We start from the raw sequence: 19910 nt of genomic DNA on the forward strand, positions 1-19910 counted from the left end.
TCACCGCAGCCCGTGCACCCGGCGCATGATGGTCAACATCGCTTGCGTCGGGATTCGGCGCATGAAGGGCACCGCAACGCTTGCCGACGACCCCCGCGCCACTAGAGCCAAAGGTCGCTCGGCAGCCACTTCGCGCATAACCACCTCAGCAATCTCAGAAGCGGGAATGCCACCTTTCTCATTGGCATTCAACTTCGTCAGCATGCGGTGGACATCAGCAGCGTAAACGGAGCCCTCATCGCCATACGTCGTCCGACGTGTAGAAATCCCCGTGTTGATGGCACCCGGCTCGACAACCGTCACCCCAATACCGAACTGCGCGACTTCACCGCGCAACGAAAGCCCGAAGCCGCGGATAGCGGCCTTCGTCGCCACGTAAGAAGAACGGTAGGACAGCGGCAACCCGCCGAGCATCGAGCCAACCAGCACAATTCGGCCACGACCGGCCTCGCGCATGCCGGGCAGCAGCTGCTGTAACAGCTCCACCTGTCCCAGAACATTGACTTGGAAGAGACGCTCAATCGCCTCGCGGGGTAGCTCCTCGAAAGCGCCCGACTGGCTCTCACCGGCGTTGGCGGCGACGACGTCGTAAGGCCCGTGGGCGACCACAGCAGCGATGTCGTCGGCGCTGGACATGTCGAGCGCCACCATCTGCACGCCCTCGGGGTGCGGCGCCTCGGCGCCCCTGCGGGACGTACCAACGACCTCGAAACCGGCCTCGGCCAGTGCCTCCGCGCATGCCCAGCCGATGCCGGAGGAAGCGCCGGTCACTAACGCACGGCCGCCACCTACACTCGGCAGTTTCGGTCCGCGGGTGAGATTCGCAAAAGCACCGGTCAGGCCGCCAATCATCGAGCCTGCACCGCCTCAATGGTCATGCCGCCCGCGCGGAGACGGCGGGACAGGGCGTCGCCAAGCGCGACAGTAGGAGTGAGCACGCCGGTAGCGTCCGGCAGATCGTCGTGGACGAGTGCGAGGGCGGCGCTGGAAATCATAATCGCGGTGCCTGCGTACCCCGGGTCTTCCTCGAGAGACACCTTGGAACGCCAGTGAATGCCGGAAGTATCGACAGTGTAGGCCTCGATGGTGAAGCGACCCTCGGCCTGTTCTTCAGCGCTCGGGCCCTCACCCGGCTTCGGCAGCTTCTTATCAATGAGCTTGGCCGTCGGCCCGAACGCCATCGCCGCCAGCGCCAACCTGCAGACAGCCGCAAAAATATTTGCGCGCACGAAAGCCCTCGGACCACGGCCGACATTGAGTAGCTCGCGGTAGCGGAAGGAATCACCGTAATCCGCCAGCATCGCCGAGCGCTGAACAATGCGGGTGTTGAACGGCGACATGAAGAAGGGCGCTCGCCAGTGGCGGCGGAAGCGCGCCGGGCGCAGGTCGACGCCGAACTTACCCTGGTCGGGACCCGGCTCAGCCAGGGCGTACTGATCGGCGATGATGCGACGCAGCTTGGGGTCCTTCTTGGCCTGTGCAAGCTGGACGCGGACCGAATCGATAGTGCCGCCGGAGACCCCGCCCTTGACGTGCTTGAACAACAGGGTTGTCTCACCGAGCTTGGTGTGGGCCGCCTCGTGGAGCTCGCGGACAGCGACGTCGGAAGGAATCGAGTCGAAGCCGCAGGAGTGGACAATCTTCGCTCCGGTCTGCTGCGCCACCTCGTGGTTATTCGCAATGGAGTCGTGGACGAACAGCACCTCGCCACAAAGGTCGACGTAGTGAGTACCGGCCTTGGCGCACTCGGCCACCAGGGTGCGACCGTACTTCGCATACGGCCCCACAACGGTCAGCACCACCTTTGTACTGGCCGCAAGCTCAGCCACCGCCGGCTGGTCGGCAGCATCCGCAACAATGACCGGCCAGTCCGATACGCCTGCGTTCTCCGCGACGTCGGCAAGCTTCTGGGCGTTCCTGCCTGCGAGCGCCACCTTCGTCTGACCGGCGTGTTTAGCCAGATAGTCCACAATCAAGCGGCCCACGAAACCCGTGGCACCGTAGACGACGATGTCGTACTCGCGGTCGTGGTTGCGACTCTGTGGCTGTGCGGAAGAAGTAGTCATGCCTACGAAACTAATAAAACGAAAGCGATACCGCGGGCGAATTAAAAAGGTTTTCTGAATCCGTGTATTCAGCGAGGGGTTTGGAGGGAGGGCTAACGTAGGACAAGTGACTAGCGCTAACGAAAACCCCGAACAGATCGAAGGACTGCGGCCAGAAGATCCCGGATTCCGTCGCGCGCTTATTGCTGTGCTTTTCGCTGGCCTGGCATCGTTCCAAGCGCTCTACGCAACGCAGGCGCTACTGCCCACGCTTTCCGACGAGCTATCGGTCGACCCCGCCACCGCCGCGCTGACGGTATCCGCCACCACCGGTGGCTTGGCCTGTGCGATTATCCCGGTGTCCATTTTGTCGGAACGCTTTGGGCGCAGGCGCGTCATCGTCATCAGCGCATTTGTGGCAACGCTACTGGGGCTCGTGGTGTCAATCGCGCCGGGCATCGGTTCGATGATTGCGCTGCGCCTGTTGCAGGGCATTGTCATTGCCGGTGTGCCCGCAGTGGCTATGGCGTATGTCAGTGAGGAAGTCCACGCCGACCACGTCAGTCGCGTGATGGGGCTGTATATCTCGGGCACGACGGTCGGTGGCCTGCTCGGCCGTATCATTCCGTCCATTGTGCTGGAGTTCGCCTCCTGGCGGGTGGCGATTGCGGTCTCGGCGACGGTGGCGTTCATCTTCGCCATTCTGACCTGGTACTTCCTGCCGCAACAGCGCAGGTTTAAGCCGAAGAAACTGTCGTTTGCAGGGGAGGGGCAGGCCATTGCGCGACATTTGCGCGACCCGCGCATCCTGGCGCTGTGCGCCCTGGCGTTCCTGTTTATGGGAGCTTTTGTCTCCCTGTACAACTACCTGGGCTTCCGACTGGGCGATAAGTTCGGGCTCTCCCCGGCACTGGCAGGGTTCGTATTTATTCTCTACCTGTCGGGCACGTGGTCGTCGGCACGCGCGGGTGTGTGGGCGAAGACGGTGAGCCGCCGTCGCCTCATCGCCATTGCGACTCTGGCGGCGTGCATGGGCCTGGGGCTGGCGCTGCTGCCGTGGTTGTCCGCGCTGATCGTGGGCGTGCTCGTGTTCACGGCATCGTTCTTCGTGGCGCACTCGCTGTCCTCGTCTGGCGTGGGCCTGGTGGCACAGCGCGACCGCGCCGAGGCGTCATCGATGTATCTGTTCAGCTACTACGCGGGCTCGTCCATTGTCGGTTGGGTATCCGGCATGGTGTTCAGTCGCTTCGAGTGGGCAGGGCTGATTCCGTGGCTGGTGGCGCTGTCCTTCATCGCTGGTGCGTGTGCTGTGGCGGGGTTGAAGCCGCGGCGGTAAGGGTAACGCGGTAGGGGGAAAATCGCCAGCAAGGTACATTTAGACACCAAGAAACGAACCCTTAATGTAAAAAACGGTGATTTTTTACATTAAGGGTTCGTTTTTAGGGCACTATATGTAGAAAGCATCATGTAAAAAGCATTGGAAACAGAAGGGGAGACTCGCCGTGAAGCACTATCCGCTTAAGAGGATCTTCCACATGTCTGCACACGATGCGGAACAGGCAGTGGAGAGCGAGTACCAGTCACGCAAAGACTCCCCGTCGACGATTCAGTGGCACTTTCCGCTGGGGCAGTGGCCACTCTTTTGCTGCATTACAAGCGATCTCGCAGCCAAGGTTGAAAAGATTCTGTCTCTAGAGCTGCAGATTTCACAGTTGTGGAATCGTCTGCCGGGTGCAGCGCGGACTCACTATCTCTTCAGTCTGCTCCTGGCCGAGGTGGTAGCCACCAATGAGATTGAGGGAATCCACTCCACACGGCGAGAAGTCGCCGAAGCGTTGGACAACACTTCGGGAACCCAGCACAAGCGCTTTCATGAGTTCAGTCAGCTCTATTTCCGGCTGGCAAACGATGAGCGGATTGAGTTTCCGACAACGCTCACAGGGATCCGGCAGCAGTACGATCAACTTCTCGGCGATGAAATTGGCGCCGAGGACGAGTTAGACGGTGAACTCTTTAGAGCATCAACGGTCACAATTACCGATGGGCAGCGACAGATTCATCGCGGTGTTGAAAGTGAAGCTGCCATTCACCAACTTCTCAATGAGTTCCTGGAAACGGTGAATTCCTCAGAGGACAATCGGCTTATTCGAATCCTGGCAAGCCATTTCATGTTCGAGTTCGTTCACCCGTTTTATGACGGCAATGGTCGGATGGGGCGTTTTCTGCTGTCAGTGGCTTTGCGGGAGACACTCTCACCTGCCACAGCGCTGACTATTTCTCGCCAACTCGCTGAGGATAAAGCGAAGTATTACAAGGCTTTTACCACTACGGAAGACCCAATGAACCGGGGCGAAGTCACGTTCTTCGTCGAGGTGATGGCTGATGTCATTCTGAATGCTCAGCAGTATTTGCTGGAAGAGCTGCAGATGAAGTCCCACCAGTGCGAGAAGCTTGAACAGCGGGTAGCTGAGCTAACCAACTCGCCCGAGCAGGCACTATCCGTGTCGCTGACAGACAACGAGATCGGGACGCTGTTTGTCCTGGCACAGGCTCGGTTGTTCGGACCTGATTATGGGATCAAGCTCGAACACGTCGCCGACACCATCGGCAAGGAGAAGCGGACAGCGCGAAAGTATCTCGCCGAGTTAGAGGCTCAAGGACTGGCAACGCCGACGAGCCGCCGTCCGCTGCGATTCCAGCTGGCGCCGGCTGGCGTAGATCTTCTAGGCCTTGAACCCACCGACCACTAATCTGCTTCCGGAACCTACTTCTGGCCCACAATCAGCTCAGTGCCTTCGGCTGAAAGCGATGCCTGACCAGCGGGCTTACGCGAGGGGCCAGAAACAACCTCACCAGTAGCAATATCAAAGTGGGAGTTGTGGTTCGGGCAAATCATCACACCATTGCTGACCTCAGTGATACGACCATTCTGGTGCGGGCAGGAGCTGGAGAAAGCGGCGAACTTGCCTTCCTCCGGCTGCGTGACGACGTAATTGCCGATCACCACACCGCCGCCAACCGGAATGTCGGCAGCGTCAACCTTCTCCACCGCAGACTTTGGTGCACAAGCGGCTACGAGTGCGCCAGCTGCAGTGGCGGCAGTTCCCAGGAGGAAACGACGACGGGAGCACGGGGAGACATCAGAACTCATGGCATTGAGATTACCTCTATTTCGCGACCTTTATTTCTGATAGGAGCGCTCACCGAAGATGGCGCGTCCCACACGCACGGTGGTCGCCCCCTCGGCGATGGCTTCGCGGTAGTCGCCGGACATACCCATTGACAGTTCGTTGAGGCTGACACCGTCCCGCAAATCCCCGAGCAGACTGTCCCGCAGCTCCCGCAGCTCCGCGAAGGTCTCGCGCACATTCGGATCATTCTGGGCCGCGATGGTCATAAACCCGCGCAGACGCAGGTTCGGGTATTCGCCATCGGGGCCAAACATGCGGACAAACTCCGCCGCGTGGCTCGGCGCCAGACCCGACTTCTGCGGCTCGCGGGAGGCATTGACCTGAATCAAGACATCGAGCGTGCGCTCGGAATCGGCCAAGCGACGCTGCAGTGCTCCGGCCACCTTCGGGCGGTCCAGAGCCTGAAACTCATCAGCACAACTGACCAAGTGGCCGGCCTTATTCGTCTGCAGTGGACCAATGATGGCCATATGTGGTGCCTTGTCGCCGAAGGCCTCCCGGAATGCCTCCGCCTTGGCCACCGCTTCCTGGACGCGGTTTTCCGCCAGGCCAGCGCAGCCGGCTGCTGCGAGCTCCGGCCAGGATTCCACCAGGGCGTCGACAGGCACAGTCTTGCTGACGGGCAGCAGGCGGACCTCGGAGGGCTGGCGCCCAGCTCGTCGGCAAGCGTCGTCGATCTCGGAGCGAACCTTGCGATAGTTTTCCACGAACATACCTCCCACTCTAAGGCCTGAGTAGGAAGAACTGTGCGGTAGTGTCGAATCATGCTCATGGACAGACTCTCGACGCTTTCCGTCATGCAGAGACGGATCTTGGCAATTGTATTTGGGCTGGTGTCGCTGGTCGTTGTCATCGACTTCATCTATCTTGCGGCAACTGCCTACATGATGGACCTCGAGGTCTTCCAAGACGCCGGCTGGGCACTACGACGAGACCAGGATCTCTACTCACCAGAGTTTCCCACCAGATCGGGTTTCCGCTTCATCTACCCACCGTTTGCGGCGCTGCTGTTTTACCCGCTGACCTGGGCGGGGCCGGTGACCCTGCAGATCATCTGGACGTTCGCCACGCTGGCGGCGGTGTGGGCGATGCTGTGGATGGTCTTCACTCGTCTCGGCTCTGAGCGTCCGAAGCTGATGGCTACCTGCGTGCTCGGTGTTGTGATGCTGCTCGACCCGCTGCGCGCCAACGTGCTCTTCGGGCAGATCAACGTCTTCCTCGCGCTGCTGGTGGTCTCCGATGTGCTGGGCTTTTTGCCCAAGAAACTGCGTGGACTGGGCGTGGGTATCGCGGCGGGAATTAAGATCACCCCCGCGGCATATGCGCTGGTGTTCCTCATGCGCCGTGACTTTGCGGCCGTGGCCAAGAGCTTCTGCTGGTTCCTGGTGACCGTCGCTATTGGTTTCGCCGTGCGCTTTAAGGAGTCCATCTACTTCTGGACCGATGAGTTCTTCGCCGGCAACCGCGGTGGCGCCCCGACCTATGAGGCCAACCAGGCGTTCAGTGGTCTGCTCGCCCGCGCCGGGGTGGAGGGTACCGCGCTCGATATTGGCATCTACGGTTTCTTCCTCATCGGTGCCATCGCTGCTGCTTTCGTGGCGTGGATCTACCACCGCAACGGCTATGATGTCGCAGCCCTTGGTTTCGTTGCGCTGGCGGTCAGCTTCGCCGGGCCATACGCGGTCAGCCACCACTGGTCGATCGTCATGGTCTTCGTGCCGCTGGTGCTCTTCGTCCGCGAGATTGGGCACATTATTGTCGGTGTCCTGTTCATGATCGCCCACTGGTGGGCACCGTACAAGGTGTTCGTGGGCAATGACTTCGGCCACGCTGCCAATGTGGGGCAGTGGTTCTACGGCAACATGCAGGGAATCATGGGGGGCGTGCTCTTCTTCACCTGCCTGGGCTACGCAATCTACCTCTGGCGCAAGCCCAGTCGCGTGCGGGCACAGGCAGCTGCTTAACGACGGGCTTGCTTAACGACGACGCTTCGTCCTCGCAGTAGCCTGCTCCTCCCACGGGTTCTCCGGCCACGGGTGCTTGGGGGTAACGGCCCCGCATCTCGGAGCGAACCTGTGCGTAGGCGCCATTCCAGAAACTTTCCAAGTCCTGAGTGACCGCGAGTGGTCGCTGAGCCGGTGACAGCAAATGCATTGTCACCGGCTTTTCCAATACCTGCGGGGTCTCCGCCAGGCCGAAGCACTCCTGCAACTTCACGGCGAGCACAATCTTTGCCTCAGGGTTCGTGGGGTCCTCCGGGTACTCCAGGCGAATCTTCGAACCGGAGGGGACCTCTAGGCGTTCGGGCACCAGCCGGTCGAAGTCCGAAGCCTCCGGCCAGGGCAGCAGGCGGCGGAGGTGCTCGGCATCTAGCTTGGGTGGGGTCGGGCGGTCCAGCTCGCCAGCAAAGAGGAGCTCGGCCTGGGCCGCGAGCCCTGCGGGGGAGACATCCGGCCATGGGGCACCGCGATGAGTGTGGAGAAAGGCCATGCGGCGGCGGAGTTGTTCGGTGTCGCGGTCGAGGCTGGGGGAGGCGTCGGCAAGCGCTTTGGCAAGCCAGGCGGAGTTGGCGGCAATGCACTGCTCGGGCGTCGGGGAGACCTGGCGGGAGGACAGCTCGATGGCGCCGAGCAGGTCGCGCTCGCGGGCGCGAACGCGGCCCTGTTCGACGCGCGCCGTGGTTTCCGTGTGGGCGAGGTGGCCGGCGGCGAGCATGGCGATTTCCAGTTCGATCGCCTCGCCGGTGCGGATGAGCGCACGACCGTGGGAGAGCCGCGAGATGTCGGCGGCCGCGATCCATTCGTGGCCGCGCAGGTCAGAACCACGGGTGAGTTCCGCAGCGGTGCCGCCGGTAAAGAGGTATTCGTCGGAGTTCGCACTGCGGCGTCGCCCGATGAAATCCGGCCAGGCCAGGGCCGTGACCAGCGCGGGGATGTCCGAGGGCAGCAGGTTGGCGGGGGCCTCAGTATCCAGCTCAATGCGGCGCACCTGCTTGGCCAAGCCGCGGGCGTCGGTGAGTTTCTCCACCGCGCGTGCGACCGCGTCGGCGTGCTGCGGCATCATGGCCGTGGCGGTCAGCAGCGCGCGTCCCATGCGCGGATGCACCGGCAGGGTAGCCAGGGTGCGGCCGAGTTCCGTGATGTCACCGGCCTCATCAACAGCGCCCAGGCCAGCGAGAATGCGGTTTGCAGCCTCGGCGTGGTGGGGTGGTGGGGCGTCGAGAAGCTTCAGTCCCTGCATCCCCGGCGTGCCCCACGCGGCGGCGTCGAGGAGCGCTTGGGTCAGGTCGGCGACCTCGATTTCCGGCGCGGGCCAGGCGGGAAAGGACGCGAATTCCGACTGGGAGACGCAGCGCACCACGATGCCCGGGCCCTCACGTCCCGCTCGGCCAGCGCGCTGGTTCGCGGAGGACTGCGCACACGAGCTGGTGACCAGGCCGGAGAAGCCACGCGCAATGTCGAGTCGCGGTCCGCGCGCGAGGCAGGCGTCGACAACGGCGCGCACGCCCGGCACAGTCACGGATGATTCCGCAATCGCGGTGGACACAATTACGCGTCTACCATCCGCTTGCCGACGGAACACGCGGTCCTGCTCCTCGGAGCTCTGCTGGCCGTGCAGCGTCAGCACCGCCACCTCCGAGGAATCCGCGATATAACCCGCGCAGCGTTCCACCTCGCGGATGCCGGGGAGGAAAACCAGCACATCACCGGCGGCTTCTTCCGTGAGTGTGCTGGCCTGGGCGGCAACGTGCTGCAGGAAGTCGTCGGTCACACCGCGTGCATCCAGCCGTTGCGGAAAGGGCGCGTAGCGGATGTCCAGCGGGAAGATCTCCGCCTCCGCCGCCACAATGGGGGCCGGGGTGGAGCCGCCGAGCAAGGCCGCGAACTTCGGCGCGTCCACCGTTGCCGACATAGCGGCAATGCGCAGGTCATCGCGGATATCCCGCAAGTCGCGCACCATCGCCAACACCAGGTCGGTGTCCAAGCCGCGCTCGTGCAGCTCATCGATGAGCACCGCGCTGGCATCCACGTCGCCGTCGCGCAGCAGTCGGCGCAGCAGCACACCGGGAGTGACAAACTCAACGCGGGTGGTGCGGGAAACTTTTGCGTCGCCACGCACCGAGTAGCCAACTTCCTCACCGAGCTTCGTGCCCGACAACTGCGCCAACCGCCGCGCCGCCGAGCGCACCGCCACGCGCCGGGGAGCCGTGACCACAATGCGGCCACCCAGGGTGTTGGCCACCGCCGGTGGAACCAACGTGGTTTTGCCGGTGCCCGGTGGGGCCTGGACTACTACGTCGTGGTCGCGCACGGCGTCGGCAAGCGAGGCGAGCTGCGACGCGAACGGCAGGCCTGCAGAAATGTTCTGCAAATTGAACTGGAAATCGGTGCTCATAGAACTGGTAGTAACTCCGGAAAGGCGGGTAAAGTGCCCGCATATGCAGGACTTATCTCGTTTTGGTTGGCTTTCAGTGGGGGCGGCGGTCGTCACCATCGCGCTGAAGTTTTGGGGCTACACTCTAACCGGATCGGTGGGCCTGCTTTCCGACGCGACGGAGTCGATTGTCAATCTGGTTGCGGCAGTTGTCGCAATTATCGTGCTCAAGGTTATCGCGCGGCCCGCAGACCGCGACCATGAGTTCGGCCATTCCAAGGCAGAGTACTTCTCGGCCGGGCTGGAAGGTGCCATGATCTTCGTGGCGGCGGCGGCCATTATTTATGTCTCCATCGAGCGGTTGGTGAACCCGCAGCCGATTGAGCAGATTGGCCAGGGCCTCGTCGTGACCGTAATTGCCTCGGTGATCAATGGTGCGGTGGCGCTGATTCTGCTTAAGGCCGGGCGCCAACACAACTCCCTGGCGCTGACCGCCGACGGCAAGCATCTGATGACCGACGTGTGGACCTCCGCCGGAGTGCTCGTAGGTGTGGCGCTGGTGTGGGTTACCGGCCTGTGGTGGCTTGACCCGATCATCGCGCTGGCCGTGGCCGTAAACATCCTGGTCACCGGCTACAAGCTGCTGCGCGATTCCGGTAACGGCCTGATGGACAAGGCCATGGAGGGCGACGACCGCGTGGCGGTGGATGAGATTTTGGCCTCGCACCGTGACCGGAGTCGTGGCATTGACGTCCACGAAATCCGCACTCGCGAGTCGGGGCATCAGCAATTCATTGAGTTCCATGTGCTGGTGCCGGGCGCGTGGAGCGTCGAGCGCGGCCACGATGTGCTCACCGCGATGGAGGATGAGCTGCGGGAGCGCTTCCCAGGTGTGCATATTTCCTCGCATCTGGAGCCAATTGAGGACGAACGCGCCTATGGGGATGTGCAGTTGTAACGCGCGTGAGGCAAATTCCACGAAAGCGCTGAAAGTGATGAGCCTTACACTTTAAGATTGTGTATACAAAATCATGCACTGTTTAAGTCCACTCGAAGGAACTGCATAAATGACCTCCGAAGCCTCAACCACTTCCACTGGGGATAGCCGTTTTTCCGCGAAGAGCCCGAAGTTGCCGGAGCCGTGCCCTCGGCAGGACATCATTATTCCGGCTAATGACCGCGTCCTGCTGCGCGGAACCATGTTCCGCCCGAAGGAGAACCCAGAGAACATTCCCAACGGCATCATCACCGTTCACTCCGGTACCGGTGTGCCGCAGGGTTTCTACCACCGTTTCGCTGAGACCGTGGCAGAAAAGGGCTACGGCGTTATCACCTATGATTACCGCGGAATTGGCCAGTCCGCTCTGAAGACTGACCAGAACAACGAAGACATCCGGATGTCGGACTGGATCACCAAGGATATTCCGGGTGTGATCGAGTGGGCCAAGGAGACCTACCCGGACGTACCGCACTTCGCTGTCGGCCACGCGGTTGGCGGTCACGGCATCGTCTACGCCGGCTCCGAGGGCACCTATGACGCAGCGGCGTTGGTCAACTGCCGCGGTATGCGTATTTCCAAGGTGCCGTCCGTGGCGGGCAAGGTCCGCGCATTCTTCATCTTCAATATTCTCGGCCCGATTAGCGGTTTCATTACCGGCCACATTCCGGCGTCGGCGTGGCGTCTGGCTGTTGAGCCGCCGAATGGTGTCATGCGTCAGTGGGCTCGCTGGGCTCGCAAGGAAGGCTACTTCTTCGACGATTCCGAGTTCGACTTCGCTAACCGCTTCTCCAAGGCTCCGCAGCCGTTCCTGTCCATCCGCGTTCCGGATGATTACTGGACTGAGGAGTCCTCGGCAGACCTGATCACCAATGTGATGAGCTCTGCGGAAAAGATTGAAAAGCGCCAGGCTCAGCCGGCTGGTGGTAAGGGCGTGGGCTACGGTGGGTACTTCCGCTCCGGTCACGAGAAGGAGTGGGACGAGCTGCTGGCCTGGTTCCAGGCCAACAAGGGCTAAGTAGGAGGTTTTATGGCGATTTCCCAGGTAGAAACGCCTTTCGGCGTGCTTGGAATCGCCACCTCCGCTCGCGGGGTCGTCGAAGTCAATCTCTTAGGCCCCGTGCTTGACGACGACCCCAGCGCCGCCGACCCCGAAGCGCAAGCGGTGGCGGAACAGGCAGCGCAGCAGTTCCGCGAGTACTTTGCCGGGCAGCGCCGCGAGTTTGCGCTGCCGCTGGACTGCGACATATTCACCCAGGATTCTTTCCGCGCTCGTGCGCTGACCGCACTGCGCGACGTGCCGTATGGCCAGGTTGTGACCTACGGTGAGCTCGCTGAAATGGCCGGATCGCCTCGTGCCGCCAGAGCTGCCGGATCGGCCTGTGCCACCAATCCGCTGGGCATTCTGATTCCCTGTCACCGCGTGGTGCCCGCCAGTGGGGGAGCGGGGTCTTTCGGATCCTATGCCGGCGGCCGCGAAATGAAGCGCTGGCTGCTCGAACTCGAAGGTTGGCAAACAGTTATTCTTTAATGCATGACTTCGCATTCTCCGCGCGACCAGTTCGCCACCGAATTTGAGAACATCATCCGCAACCGCCGTGCCACGCGCGTCTATGCTGACGAACCGCTTGACGACGCTGACGTGCGCCGCCTCCTGGAGCTATCTCTGGAAGCTCCCAGCGCCTTTAACATTCAGTCTCGGGCTATCGTGCGCATCGAGGACCCTGAGGTGCGCCAGCAGGTAGTGGAAGCTGCCGGTGGTCAGAAGCAGGTTGCCAATGCGCCGCTGCTGCTCGCCTTCATTGGTGAGCCGACCGGCTGGAAGCGCGGTATTCCACGCCTGGTTGAGGCCAACAAGGCGACTGGCCTGTGGGACGAAGTTGCCGCTGCCGAGCGGGAAGCCTCGATGACCTCCTTCCATAAGGCCCGCGAGGAAAAGGGTCTCTCCCGCGAGTTCGCAATCCGCGACGCCATGATTGCCGCTTCTTTCGCTATGGTCACTGCCAGCGCCTTTGGTTGGGCTAGCTCCCCGATGACGGGCTTTAGTGAGCAGAAGGTCAAGGAAGCTATCGGTGCCGGTGACACCGATGTGGCAGTAGCGCTGTTGCTGGCCATCGGTGTCCCGGGTGAGTTCCCGGCTCACCCGGGCCGTTTCGAGTTCGAGCAGCGCGCCTACACCGACCGCTACGAGGCGTAGCAGCCCTAGCCCTACAGCGCGAGCGCTACCTCAACGGCCTGGCGGATGGCACGCTTTGCGTCCAGCTCAGCGGCCACGTCCGCGCCGCCGATGATGGTGACATTGGAGTTATCGCCGGTGACGCTCTCGCGATCCTTTCCGCCCAGGCAGTCCAGATTGGATACCTGACCAGTACAGACAATCACGTTGTCAACCGCGATGACCTGTGGCTTTTCATCGATGGTGATGTGCAGGCCCTCGTCATCGATACGGTTGTAGGTGACGCCGGTGTACTGCTTGACACCGGCCTTCTTGATTTCCGCACGGTGAACCCAACCAGTGGTCTTGCCCAGGCCCTTACCGATGCGGGAGGTCTTGCGCTGCAGCAGGTGCACCTCGCGCTCAACCTCAAACTCCTCAGCTGCGCCAGAGACCGTGCCCGGCTTGGTCAGACCCGCGCGGAACTCCGCAGGGTCACCGACGCCCCAGGCGTCCTTCCAGGCTTCGATGGTCTGGTTCGGCTTGCGAGTGAGGTACTCACACACGTCCACACCGATACCACCAGCACCGATGACGGCCACCTTGTTGCCGGCCTGCTTCGCACCCGAGAGCAGTTCGTCGTAACGAATGACCTTCTCGTGGTCGATACCGTCAATGCCCGGGATACGCGGGGTAACACCCGTGGCCACAATCACGTGGTCGAACTTGGCCTTGAGCTCGTCGACGTCGGCACGCGTGTTCAGGTGAACCGGAACTTCGAGTACCTCCAGACGGCGGGAGAAGTACTTCAGCGTCTCGCCGTAGTCCTCCTTGCCCGGAATCTTTGCGGCGAGGTTGAACTGGCCACCAATCTGGTCGGCGGCCTCGAAAATCTCCGGGTGGTGGCCGCGCTGAGCTGCGGCTTCCGCGAAAGCGAGTCCAGCCACACCAGCGCCGATGACGGCGACGCGCTTGGCCTTGTCCTTCGATACCGGCACGGATACCAACTCGGTTTCGTAAGCAGCCTTCGGGTTGACCAAACAGGTGGAGCGCTTGGCCGCGAAGGTGTGGTCCAAGCAGGCCTGGTTACAGGCGATACAGGTGTTGATCTGGTCAGCTCGACCATCGCCCGCCTTGATGGCGAAGTCCGGGTCAGCCAGCAGTGGGCGGGCCATGGAAATCAAGTCCGCATTGCCGTCAGCGAGGATCTTCTCCGCAACCTCGGGGCGGTTGATTCGGTTGGAGGCTGCCACCGGGACGTCGACAAGCGAACGGAGACGACCCGTCAGGTCCGTGAATGCGGCGCGCGGCACGGACGTAACGATGGTGGGGACGCGTGCTTCGTGCCAGCCGATACCGGTGTTGAAGACATCGACGCCAGCCTCGACCAGACGCTGCGCGAGTTCAGTGGTCTCGGACCAGGTCTGGCCGTCTTCCACCAGGTCAAGAAGCGAAATGCGGTACTGCAGTAAGAAGTCCTCGCCCACTTCGGCGCGAATGCGACGGACAATTTCGATGGGCAGGCGCATGCGAGCCTCGGCGCTGCCACCCCAGTTGTCCGAGCGGTGGTTGGTGCGCTCGGCCAGGAACTGGTTGAGCAGGTAACCCTCGGAGCCCATAACCTCGATGCCGTCGTAACCGGCGCGCTTTGCGAGCTTCGCGGCGCGGACGTAGGCGCCAATGGTGCGCGAGACATCAAAGCCGGTGAGGCGGTGAGCCTTAAACGGGCTAATCGGCGACTGACCGGTATTGGCGGAGCGGGCCAGCGGGCTGTAGCTGTAACGACCGGCGTGCAGCACCTGCAGCACGATGTGGCTGCCGTGGGAGTGCACGAGGTCAGTAACGCGGCGGTGATTGTCCGCCATGCGCTTCGACGCCATCATCGAACCGGCCGGAGTCAGCCAACCTTCGATGTTGGGAGCATAACCGCCGGTGACGATGAGCCCCACGCCACCTTCGGCGCGCCGCCCCAGGTAGGCAGCCAGCTTGGGGATATCACGGGTGCGATCTTCCAGGCCGGAGTGCATTGAGCCCATGATGATGCGATTGCGCAGAGTTAGAGGACCGACGTCGAGAGGGGAGAGAAGATGTGGGAAGTGAGGCTGGTCAGACATGCAACCAGTATCGCGGTTTTAGCAGCTGCGTATGAGGTGAATCGGGAAAATTCCTGCACAGTTTTATATACGTTTCACGTGGAACATCAGGTGTAAAGCACGCGCAGTCTTCGGCGCAGGAGGGTGTCGTATGACTACAGTCGGGAATATCAGTAGACGCATGTAGCAAGGAGTTAAGCCCCCATGACCTCTGAAACTTCAACTAATGGCAAGAAAGTAGCTGTAGTTACCGGTGCTTCTTCCGGTATTGGTGCAGCCACTGCCAAGCAGTTCGCAGCTGAAGGTTTCCGCGTCGTGCTGGGAGCCCGCCGCGAGGACAAGCTTGAGGCTGTCGCGGAGGAGATTCGTGCTGCCGGTGGTGAAGCGACGGTCTACAAGGTTGACGTCACCTCTGACGCCGATGTGGCGGCGCTGGCTAAGGCCGAACCGCGCGTCGACGTGCTGGTTAACAACGCCGGTGGCGCCTGGGGCATGGAATCGGTTGAAGGCGCTGTCGAGGAAAAGTGGCGCTGGATGTACGAGGTCAACGTGCTGGGCACCCTGCGCGTCACCCGCGCGCTGCTGCCCGCATTGAAGTCCACCAGCGGCATTGTGCTCACCGTCGGCTCGATTGCCGGCCGTCAGGTCTACACCGGCGGCGCCGGTTACAACGCAGCCAAGCACGCTGAGCGCGCGCTGGTGGAAGTCCTGCGTCAAGAGGTTGCTGCCGATGGCGTGCGCGTCACCGAAATCGATCCGGGGCGCGTCCACACCGATTTCTCACTCGTGCGTTTCGACGGCGACGAGACCAAGGCCGCAGCGGTCTACGATGGCGTTGAGTCGCTGACCGCCGATGATGTTGCCGACATCATCGTGTTCGCGGACACCCGTCCGAAGCGCGTCAACATTGACTTCCTGCAGGTGACCCCCATCGACCAGGTGGGCGGCGCGAAGCCGAAGAAGTAAACCGACTACATAGAGGAGCCGTACATGAGCATCGATATTGCCGCTGACACCAAGATTGCCCTGGTCACGGGTGCAAGCCGTGGCATCGGCCTGGCGGTTGCCAAGGATCTCTCCCGTGATCACCACGTCATTGTGGGCGCTACCAGTGCTGAGTCTGCTGAGAAGGTGGCGTCGCAGTTGCCGTCGGCAAGCGTATTCGTTGCTGACCTGGGTGATGTCGACGCCGTAAACGCGGAAGTGGAAAAGCTGTTGGAGGCGCTCGGTGGGCGCGGGCTGGATGTGCTCGTGCACTCGGCGGGTGTGTACGTCGATGGGGACGTGGCGGAGGTTTCGCGTGCGGACTGGTCGCGGATTATGGACATCAACGTCGTCGCCGTCGCCGACCTGACCCGCCAGCTGCTGCCGGCGCTGCGCAAGGCGGAGGGCACGCTGGTGACCATCAACTCGGGCTCGGGATTCCGCGCTTCAGCTGGTACTTCGCCGTATGCAGCATCGAAGTTCGCGCTGCGGGCGTTCACCGATGCGCTGCGCGAGGAAGAGCGTGGCGCGGTACGAGTCAGCTCCGTGCACCCCGGACGCGTCGATACCGATATGCAGGTTCAGCTGCAGTCGAATTGGCACCGCGATGATGCGGATTGGCGTTACGACGGCACGAAGTTCATGCGGCCTGAATCGATCGCAGCCGCAGTACGTCTGGCCGTTGATACCGGAGCGGACGCCAACGTGGATGAAATCCAGGTGCGCCCGCGCGGATAGCCGCGCAAAAGGTAGCGAAGATACACAAAAAGTGTGCCCACGCGGCGGATAGCCGGTGGGCACACTTTCGTGTACACGCTTCTTACTGAGCGTCCAGGTTCAGGCGCTCGTGCATTGCCTTGACCTCGCGCGGAACAACCTTGCCGATGGCGTTGCGCGGCAGGGAGTCGACGAAGAAGACGCGGTCTGGAGTGGAGTGCTCGGCCAGAGTTTCGCGGACGTACTCGCGCAGCATGTCCTCGGTGAGGTTCTTGCCGGCCTCATTGTCCTCGCGGACAACGTAGAGGAACAGGTCAGCGAAAATCTCGTCGTTTTCGTTGCTGCCGTGGCAGAAGACGTCGGCGATACCCGGCACCGGGCCGAGAATTTCTTCGACCTCGCGTGGGAAGACGTTCTCGCCGCCCTTGATCACCATGTCGTCGGAGCGACCACAGATGTACAGGTAGCCGTCCTGGTCGATACGGCCGAGGTCACCGATCTGGAACAGGCCATCGACGGTGGTGAACTTGTCCTTCTTGTTCAGGTAACCGATGAAGGAGAGCTCCTGAGCGGTGTGGATCATGCCAACCTCACCCGGCTCGACTTCCTTGCCGTCGTCACCCAGGATGCGAACCTTGGCGCCAATTGCCGGGCGACCTGCGGAGTCCGGGCGGGCTGCGAGGTCCGCGCCGGATGCGATGGAGCACAGGCCGGCCTCGGTGGAGCCGTAGAAGTTACAGATAACCGGACCGAAGCGGTGAGTCAGCGCGGAGACGAGCCAGCCCGGGATGGCGTTACCAGAGGAGACAATGAAGCGGAACGGGCCAATCTTGCGGTTCGGCTCCTCATCCAGAACATCCTTGATCTGGCGCAGGAAGAAGGCCGCGGAAATCATGCCGTTACAGCCGTACTGTTCACACTGGTCAACAGCCTTCTTCGGGTCGAAGACACGCATGGTGACAATGGTGGAGCCGGTAGCCATGCCAATCAGCACATTTGCCCAGCCCCAGGCGTGGAACATGGATGCGGACTGGTGAATGACCATGTTGCGGCGCCACGGAATACGATCGGCGATTGCACCCACAGTTGCCGGTGTCTTCGGCTCATTGCGCAGGACACCCTTCGGGATGCCGGTGGTGCCGGAGGACATGATGATGATGCGTCCCTGCTCCGGCTTCGGATCTAGCTTGGCGTTCGATGTACGACCTTCTTCAATGAGGTCTTCCATGAACACGAAGTTCTTGCCCGCGTTCTTGCGGGTCTCCGGCTTGGTCACGGAGGTAATAACGACGGTGACATCGTCGAGGTCTTCTGGCAGGTTGCCCAGGAACTCGTCATCGACGAACAGGAACTTGGCCTTATTCTGGTCAACGACACCGCGAATCTGAGTCGGGCCGGAGCCGATGTTCATCAGCATAATTTCGGAGCCGATGAATCCCTTGATGGCCATCGGCAGGATGATGCCGCGGCCGTTGCGTGCGATAACGCCGAAGCTGGACTTCTGGGTCATGCCACGGTCCATCAAGGCGCGAGCCAGGGCGTGGGCGTTGTCAAGCAGCTGAGAATAGGTGAGTTCACCGTCATCGTCGACAAGGGCGAGGCGATCCGGGTAGCGCAGCGCACTCATGGAAATCAGGCTGGCGACGGAGAACTTCAGGCGACGCAGGTAATCGAGAATCTTCGGCGCCGTCTTCGGAGTCATGTACAGGGCACCAGTACGCAGGAGTGGTGGAATCGACTGGGCAAAAGCCTTGATTTGGAGCCCAAGTGGTACTTCCGGAGCCTTCATTTCAGCTGCCATGGGTGAGAATCCTCCAAGATGATGGACAAGCGATTAATAGCGCCAAGCGACTCTTTAGTCACACTGACACCATCAGTCACGGTAGTGCGATTTTGTAACAACCAGACTTTAACAAACCTGTGCCGCGTCAAAAAGTAGTTTCCACGAAGAAAAGTAAAAAATACGCAGTCGGCGTGCGCAATGCTTTACGACGGATACCTTTTCGCGTACGGGCTCGAGGATACAGTGTTATCAAACAGTTATAAACCGACAGGAAGCAGTGAATATAACGAAAGGATAACACTGCGGTAACGAATTCAATTCTGATATTGACGTATATAACTCTATGAACCCAGGGGTTTTCGGTTGGTTTGTTTGACGGGGCGGGCAGTAGCTGAATGGCGGTCGCCCCCAGAAATTAGGGGGCTAGGAATCTTCTGAAAAATAGAAATGTTCGAGACTAGGAGGGGCGGAGGTTGCGAGTGCGTAGCTGAATAGGTGGCATATTCGCTGGCTTGAGCCTCGGTGTGCGGCATCGGTGAGCGTCGGAGGAAGTTGCCCTAATTCAGGGTTAGGGCGGCAAGTGTGGGCTCATCCTCTGGTGTGCAGGTAGAGAGCCAACGGTCGATGGCATCGTACTCCGCCTGTGTGAGCCACAGGTGGTATTTCTGTTTTACTGCCACCTGGCGAGCGACATACTGGCAGCGAAATGGCTTATTGGCGGGTACCCAGGATGCGGCATCGCTATCCCGCTTCTGTTGATTGGCGGGGCCATCGACGGCCAAGAGGTTGAGGGGGTCATTGGCAAAGTCCTGCCGAACCTCGGGCGGGAGTTGCTGTGCCCCCTTTTGCCAGGCGTCGCTTAAGGCTACGACATGGTCGATTTGAACGGCAGAAGAGGTATCGCGGCCACGCTGGAACTCAATCATCGTGCCGGTATAGGGATCCAGTAATTGCCCTGAAAGCACGACGCAATCGTGGCTATTTGGTTTGTACTCCTTATTAATAAGGTCACGATTCAAAACATCGTTTCGCGTGTCGCATCCGTTGTGCCCAAACTCGGCAGAGACGTCATCGCTCCAACGTTGCCCGAACTCATCGCGCGCATAGCCGGTTTTCGGTGCGCGCCCTTTTATCTCCAGCTGGTTGAGGGCGCTACGGATGCCGTCGATAGGCGATGTGCCGGGCGCTGGGGTGCCGGGGGAGTCTGGGGTGTGGGGCGCTTCAGGAATCTCGGGCGCGGGTTCCGCTGGCTCGGGCGTAAAAGCGGGTGCCGGGGCCGGGCTATGCGACTGGCTCTCTGGAGTGGGGTCTATGGGATCCGTGCAGCCGCTGAGGATTGTCGCTGCGCCGATAAGGAGGGCGAGGCCCTGTAATGGCGAGCGGAAACGACGGTTGGCGAGCATGGAGCTAACCATAGCGGTAGGAGGGGATTGGGTATGGAGGGGGTTTGCTAAAGAATCGAACAACTGTGCGTGGATAGTGGGGGTGGTAGCTCGATTAGGGGGTTATGAGATTAAAACGGGTAGTAAAAGCCTGGTTTTATTCGGGCTGGCAGGCTGGTCCAGCTCCTT

General features: G+C 61.2%; 17 protein-coding genes. 9 read left to right on the forward strand and 8 right to left on the reverse strand.

Annotated elements, in window-relative coordinates; all coding sequences use genetic code 11:
* Both HMPREF2878_RS00775 and HMPREF2878_RS00780 read right to left on the reverse strand, forming a co-directional pair.
* Entirely contained in the window at positions 1 to 852 is an 852-nt protein-coding gene (locus HMPREF2878_RS00775; protein WP_070652682.1) for an SDR family NAD(P)-dependent oxidoreductase, read from the reverse strand.
* Positions 849 to 2066, reverse strand: coding sequence for a saccharopine dehydrogenase family protein (locus HMPREF2878_RS00780; RefSeq protein ID WP_049193394.1), 1218 nt, complete (start codon positions 2064 to 2066; stop codon positions 849 to 851). The genes HMPREF2878_RS00775 and HMPREF2878_RS00780 overlap by 4 nt, the downstream gene beginning before the upstream one ends.
* Before the next feature lie 106 nt (positions 2067 to 2172).
* Between HMPREF2878_RS00780 and HMPREF2878_RS00785 the strand changes: the two genes are divergently transcribed.
* Together HMPREF2878_RS00785 and HMPREF2878_RS00790 are read left to right on the forward strand one after the other, a co-directional pair.
* The gene (locus tag HMPREF2878_RS00785) at positions 2173 to 3381 is read left to right on the forward strand and encodes an MFS transporter (RefSeq protein WP_049172559.1); all 1209 of its coding nucleotides are present in this window, start codon (positions 2173 to 2175) and stop codon (positions 3379 to 3381) included.
* A 199-nt stretch (positions 3382 to 3580) separates the two neighbouring features.
* A complete protein-coding gene (locus HMPREF2878_RS00790) occupies positions 3581 to 4795 on the forward strand; it encodes a Fic family protein (RefSeq protein ID WP_070652683.1) in 1215 nt (404 codons plus the stop codon).
* A gap of 14 nt (positions 4796 to 4809) precedes the next feature.
* Here HMPREF2878_RS00790 and HMPREF2878_RS00795 read toward each other — a convergent pair whose 3' ends face one another.
* On the reverse strand, positions 4810 to 5196 hold the full coding sequence (locus HMPREF2878_RS00795) for a Rieske (2Fe-2S) protein (protein WP_049172555.1): 387 nt from the start codon (positions 5194 to 5196) through the stop codon (positions 4810 to 4812).
* Between the two features lie 30 nt (positions 5197 to 5226).
* Positions 5227 to 5949 (reverse strand): YggS family pyridoxal phosphate-dependent enzyme, encoded by a 723-nt coding sequence (locus tag HMPREF2878_RS00800; RefSeq protein ID WP_049189826.1) that lies wholly within the window; start codon positions 5947 to 5949, stop codon positions 5227 to 5229.
* A gap of 51 nt (positions 5950 to 6000) precedes the next feature.
* On the opposite strand from HMPREF2878_RS00800, the gene HMPREF2878_RS00805 reads away from it, so the two are divergent.
* The gene (locus tag HMPREF2878_RS00805) at positions 6001 to 7200 is read left to right on the forward strand and encodes a glycosyltransferase 87 family protein (RefSeq protein ID WP_070602202.1); all 1200 of its coding nucleotides are present in this window, start codon (positions 6001 to 6003) and stop codon (positions 7198 to 7200) included.
* On the opposite strand, the gene HMPREF2878_RS00810 is transcribed toward HMPREF2878_RS00805, so the two are convergent.
* Positions 7130 to 9631, reverse strand: a complete 2502-nt coding sequence (locus tag HMPREF2878_RS00810; RefSeq protein WP_246821874.1) for an ATP-dependent RNA helicase — start codon at positions 9629 to 9631, stop codon at positions 7130 to 7132. The genes HMPREF2878_RS00805 and HMPREF2878_RS00810 overlap by 71 nt on opposite strands.
* Before the next feature lie 43 nt (positions 9632 to 9674).
* Between HMPREF2878_RS00810 and HMPREF2878_RS00815 the strand changes: the two genes are divergently transcribed.
* The 4 genes from HMPREF2878_RS00815 (at position 9675) to HMPREF2878_RS00830 (ending at position 12804) form a co-directional block, all read left to right on the forward strand.
* Positions 9675 to 10568 carry a cation diffusion facilitator family transporter gene (locus tag HMPREF2878_RS00815; protein WP_049193384.1) on the forward strand — a complete coding sequence of 298 codons (894 nt, stop codon included), beginning with the start codon at positions 9675 to 9677 and terminating at the stop codon, positions 10566 to 10568.
* Positions 10569 to 10677: 109 nt separating this feature from the next.
* Positions 10678 to 11625: an alpha/beta hydrolase family protein gene (locus HMPREF2878_RS00820; protein ID WP_049189819.1), complete on the forward strand. Its 948-nt coding sequence runs from the start codon at positions 10678 to 10680 to the stop codon at positions 11623 to 11625.
* A gap of 12 nt (positions 11626 to 11637) precedes the next feature.
* On the forward strand, positions 11638 to 12138 hold the full coding sequence (locus HMPREF2878_RS00825; RefSeq protein WP_049172545.1) for a methylated-DNA--[protein]-cysteine S-methyltransferase: 501 nt from the start codon (positions 11638 to 11640) through the stop codon (positions 12136 to 12138).
* A gap of 3 nt (positions 12139 to 12141) precedes the next feature.
* On the forward strand, positions 12142 to 12804 hold the full coding sequence (locus HMPREF2878_RS00830; protein WP_049193382.1) for a nitroreductase family protein: 663 nt from the start codon (positions 12142 to 12144) through the stop codon (positions 12802 to 12804).
* An 11-nt stretch (positions 12805 to 12815) separates the two neighbouring features.
* Here the strand turns inward: HMPREF2878_RS00830 and HMPREF2878_RS00835 are convergent, their stop codons facing one another.
* Entirely contained in the window at positions 12816 to 14876 is a 2061-nt protein-coding gene (locus tag HMPREF2878_RS00835) for an oxidoreductase (RefSeq protein WP_049193381.1), read from the reverse strand.
* A gap of 183 nt (positions 14877 to 15059) precedes the next feature.
* On the opposite strand from HMPREF2878_RS00835, the gene HMPREF2878_RS00840 reads away from it, so the two are divergent.
* Positions 15060 to 15821, forward strand: coding sequence for an SDR family oxidoreductase (locus HMPREF2878_RS00840; RefSeq protein WP_070652684.1), 762 nt, complete (start codon positions 15060 to 15062; stop codon positions 15819 to 15821).
* Between the two features lie 24 nt (positions 15822 to 15845).
* Positions 15846 to 16577, forward strand: a complete 732-nt coding sequence (locus tag HMPREF2878_RS00845; protein ID WP_049193379.1) for an SDR family oxidoreductase — start codon at positions 15846 to 15848, stop codon at positions 16575 to 16577.
* Positions 16578 to 16659: 82 nt separating this feature from the next.
* Here HMPREF2878_RS00845 and HMPREF2878_RS00850 read toward each other — a convergent pair whose 3' ends face one another.
* Together HMPREF2878_RS00850 and HMPREF2878_RS00855 are read right to left on the reverse strand one after the other, a co-directional pair.
* Positions 16660 to 18357, reverse strand: coding sequence for an AMP-binding protein (locus tag HMPREF2878_RS00850; protein ID WP_049193377.1), 1698 nt, complete (start codon positions 18355 to 18357; stop codon positions 16660 to 16662).
* 539 nt (positions 18358 to 18896) lie between these two features.
* Positions 18897 to 19742 (reverse strand): HNH endonuclease family protein, encoded by an 846-nt coding sequence (locus HMPREF2878_RS00855; RefSeq protein WP_049193423.1) that lies wholly within the window; start codon positions 19740 to 19742, stop codon positions 18897 to 18899.
* Positions 19743 to 19910 lie beyond the last annotated feature (168 nt).

It is taken from the genome of Corynebacterium sp. HMSC065H09 (assembly GCF_001812845.1).
Taxonomy (GTDB): domain Bacteria; phylum Actinomycetota; class Actinomycetes; order Mycobacteriales; family Mycobacteriaceae; genus Corynebacterium; species Corynebacterium jeikeium_D.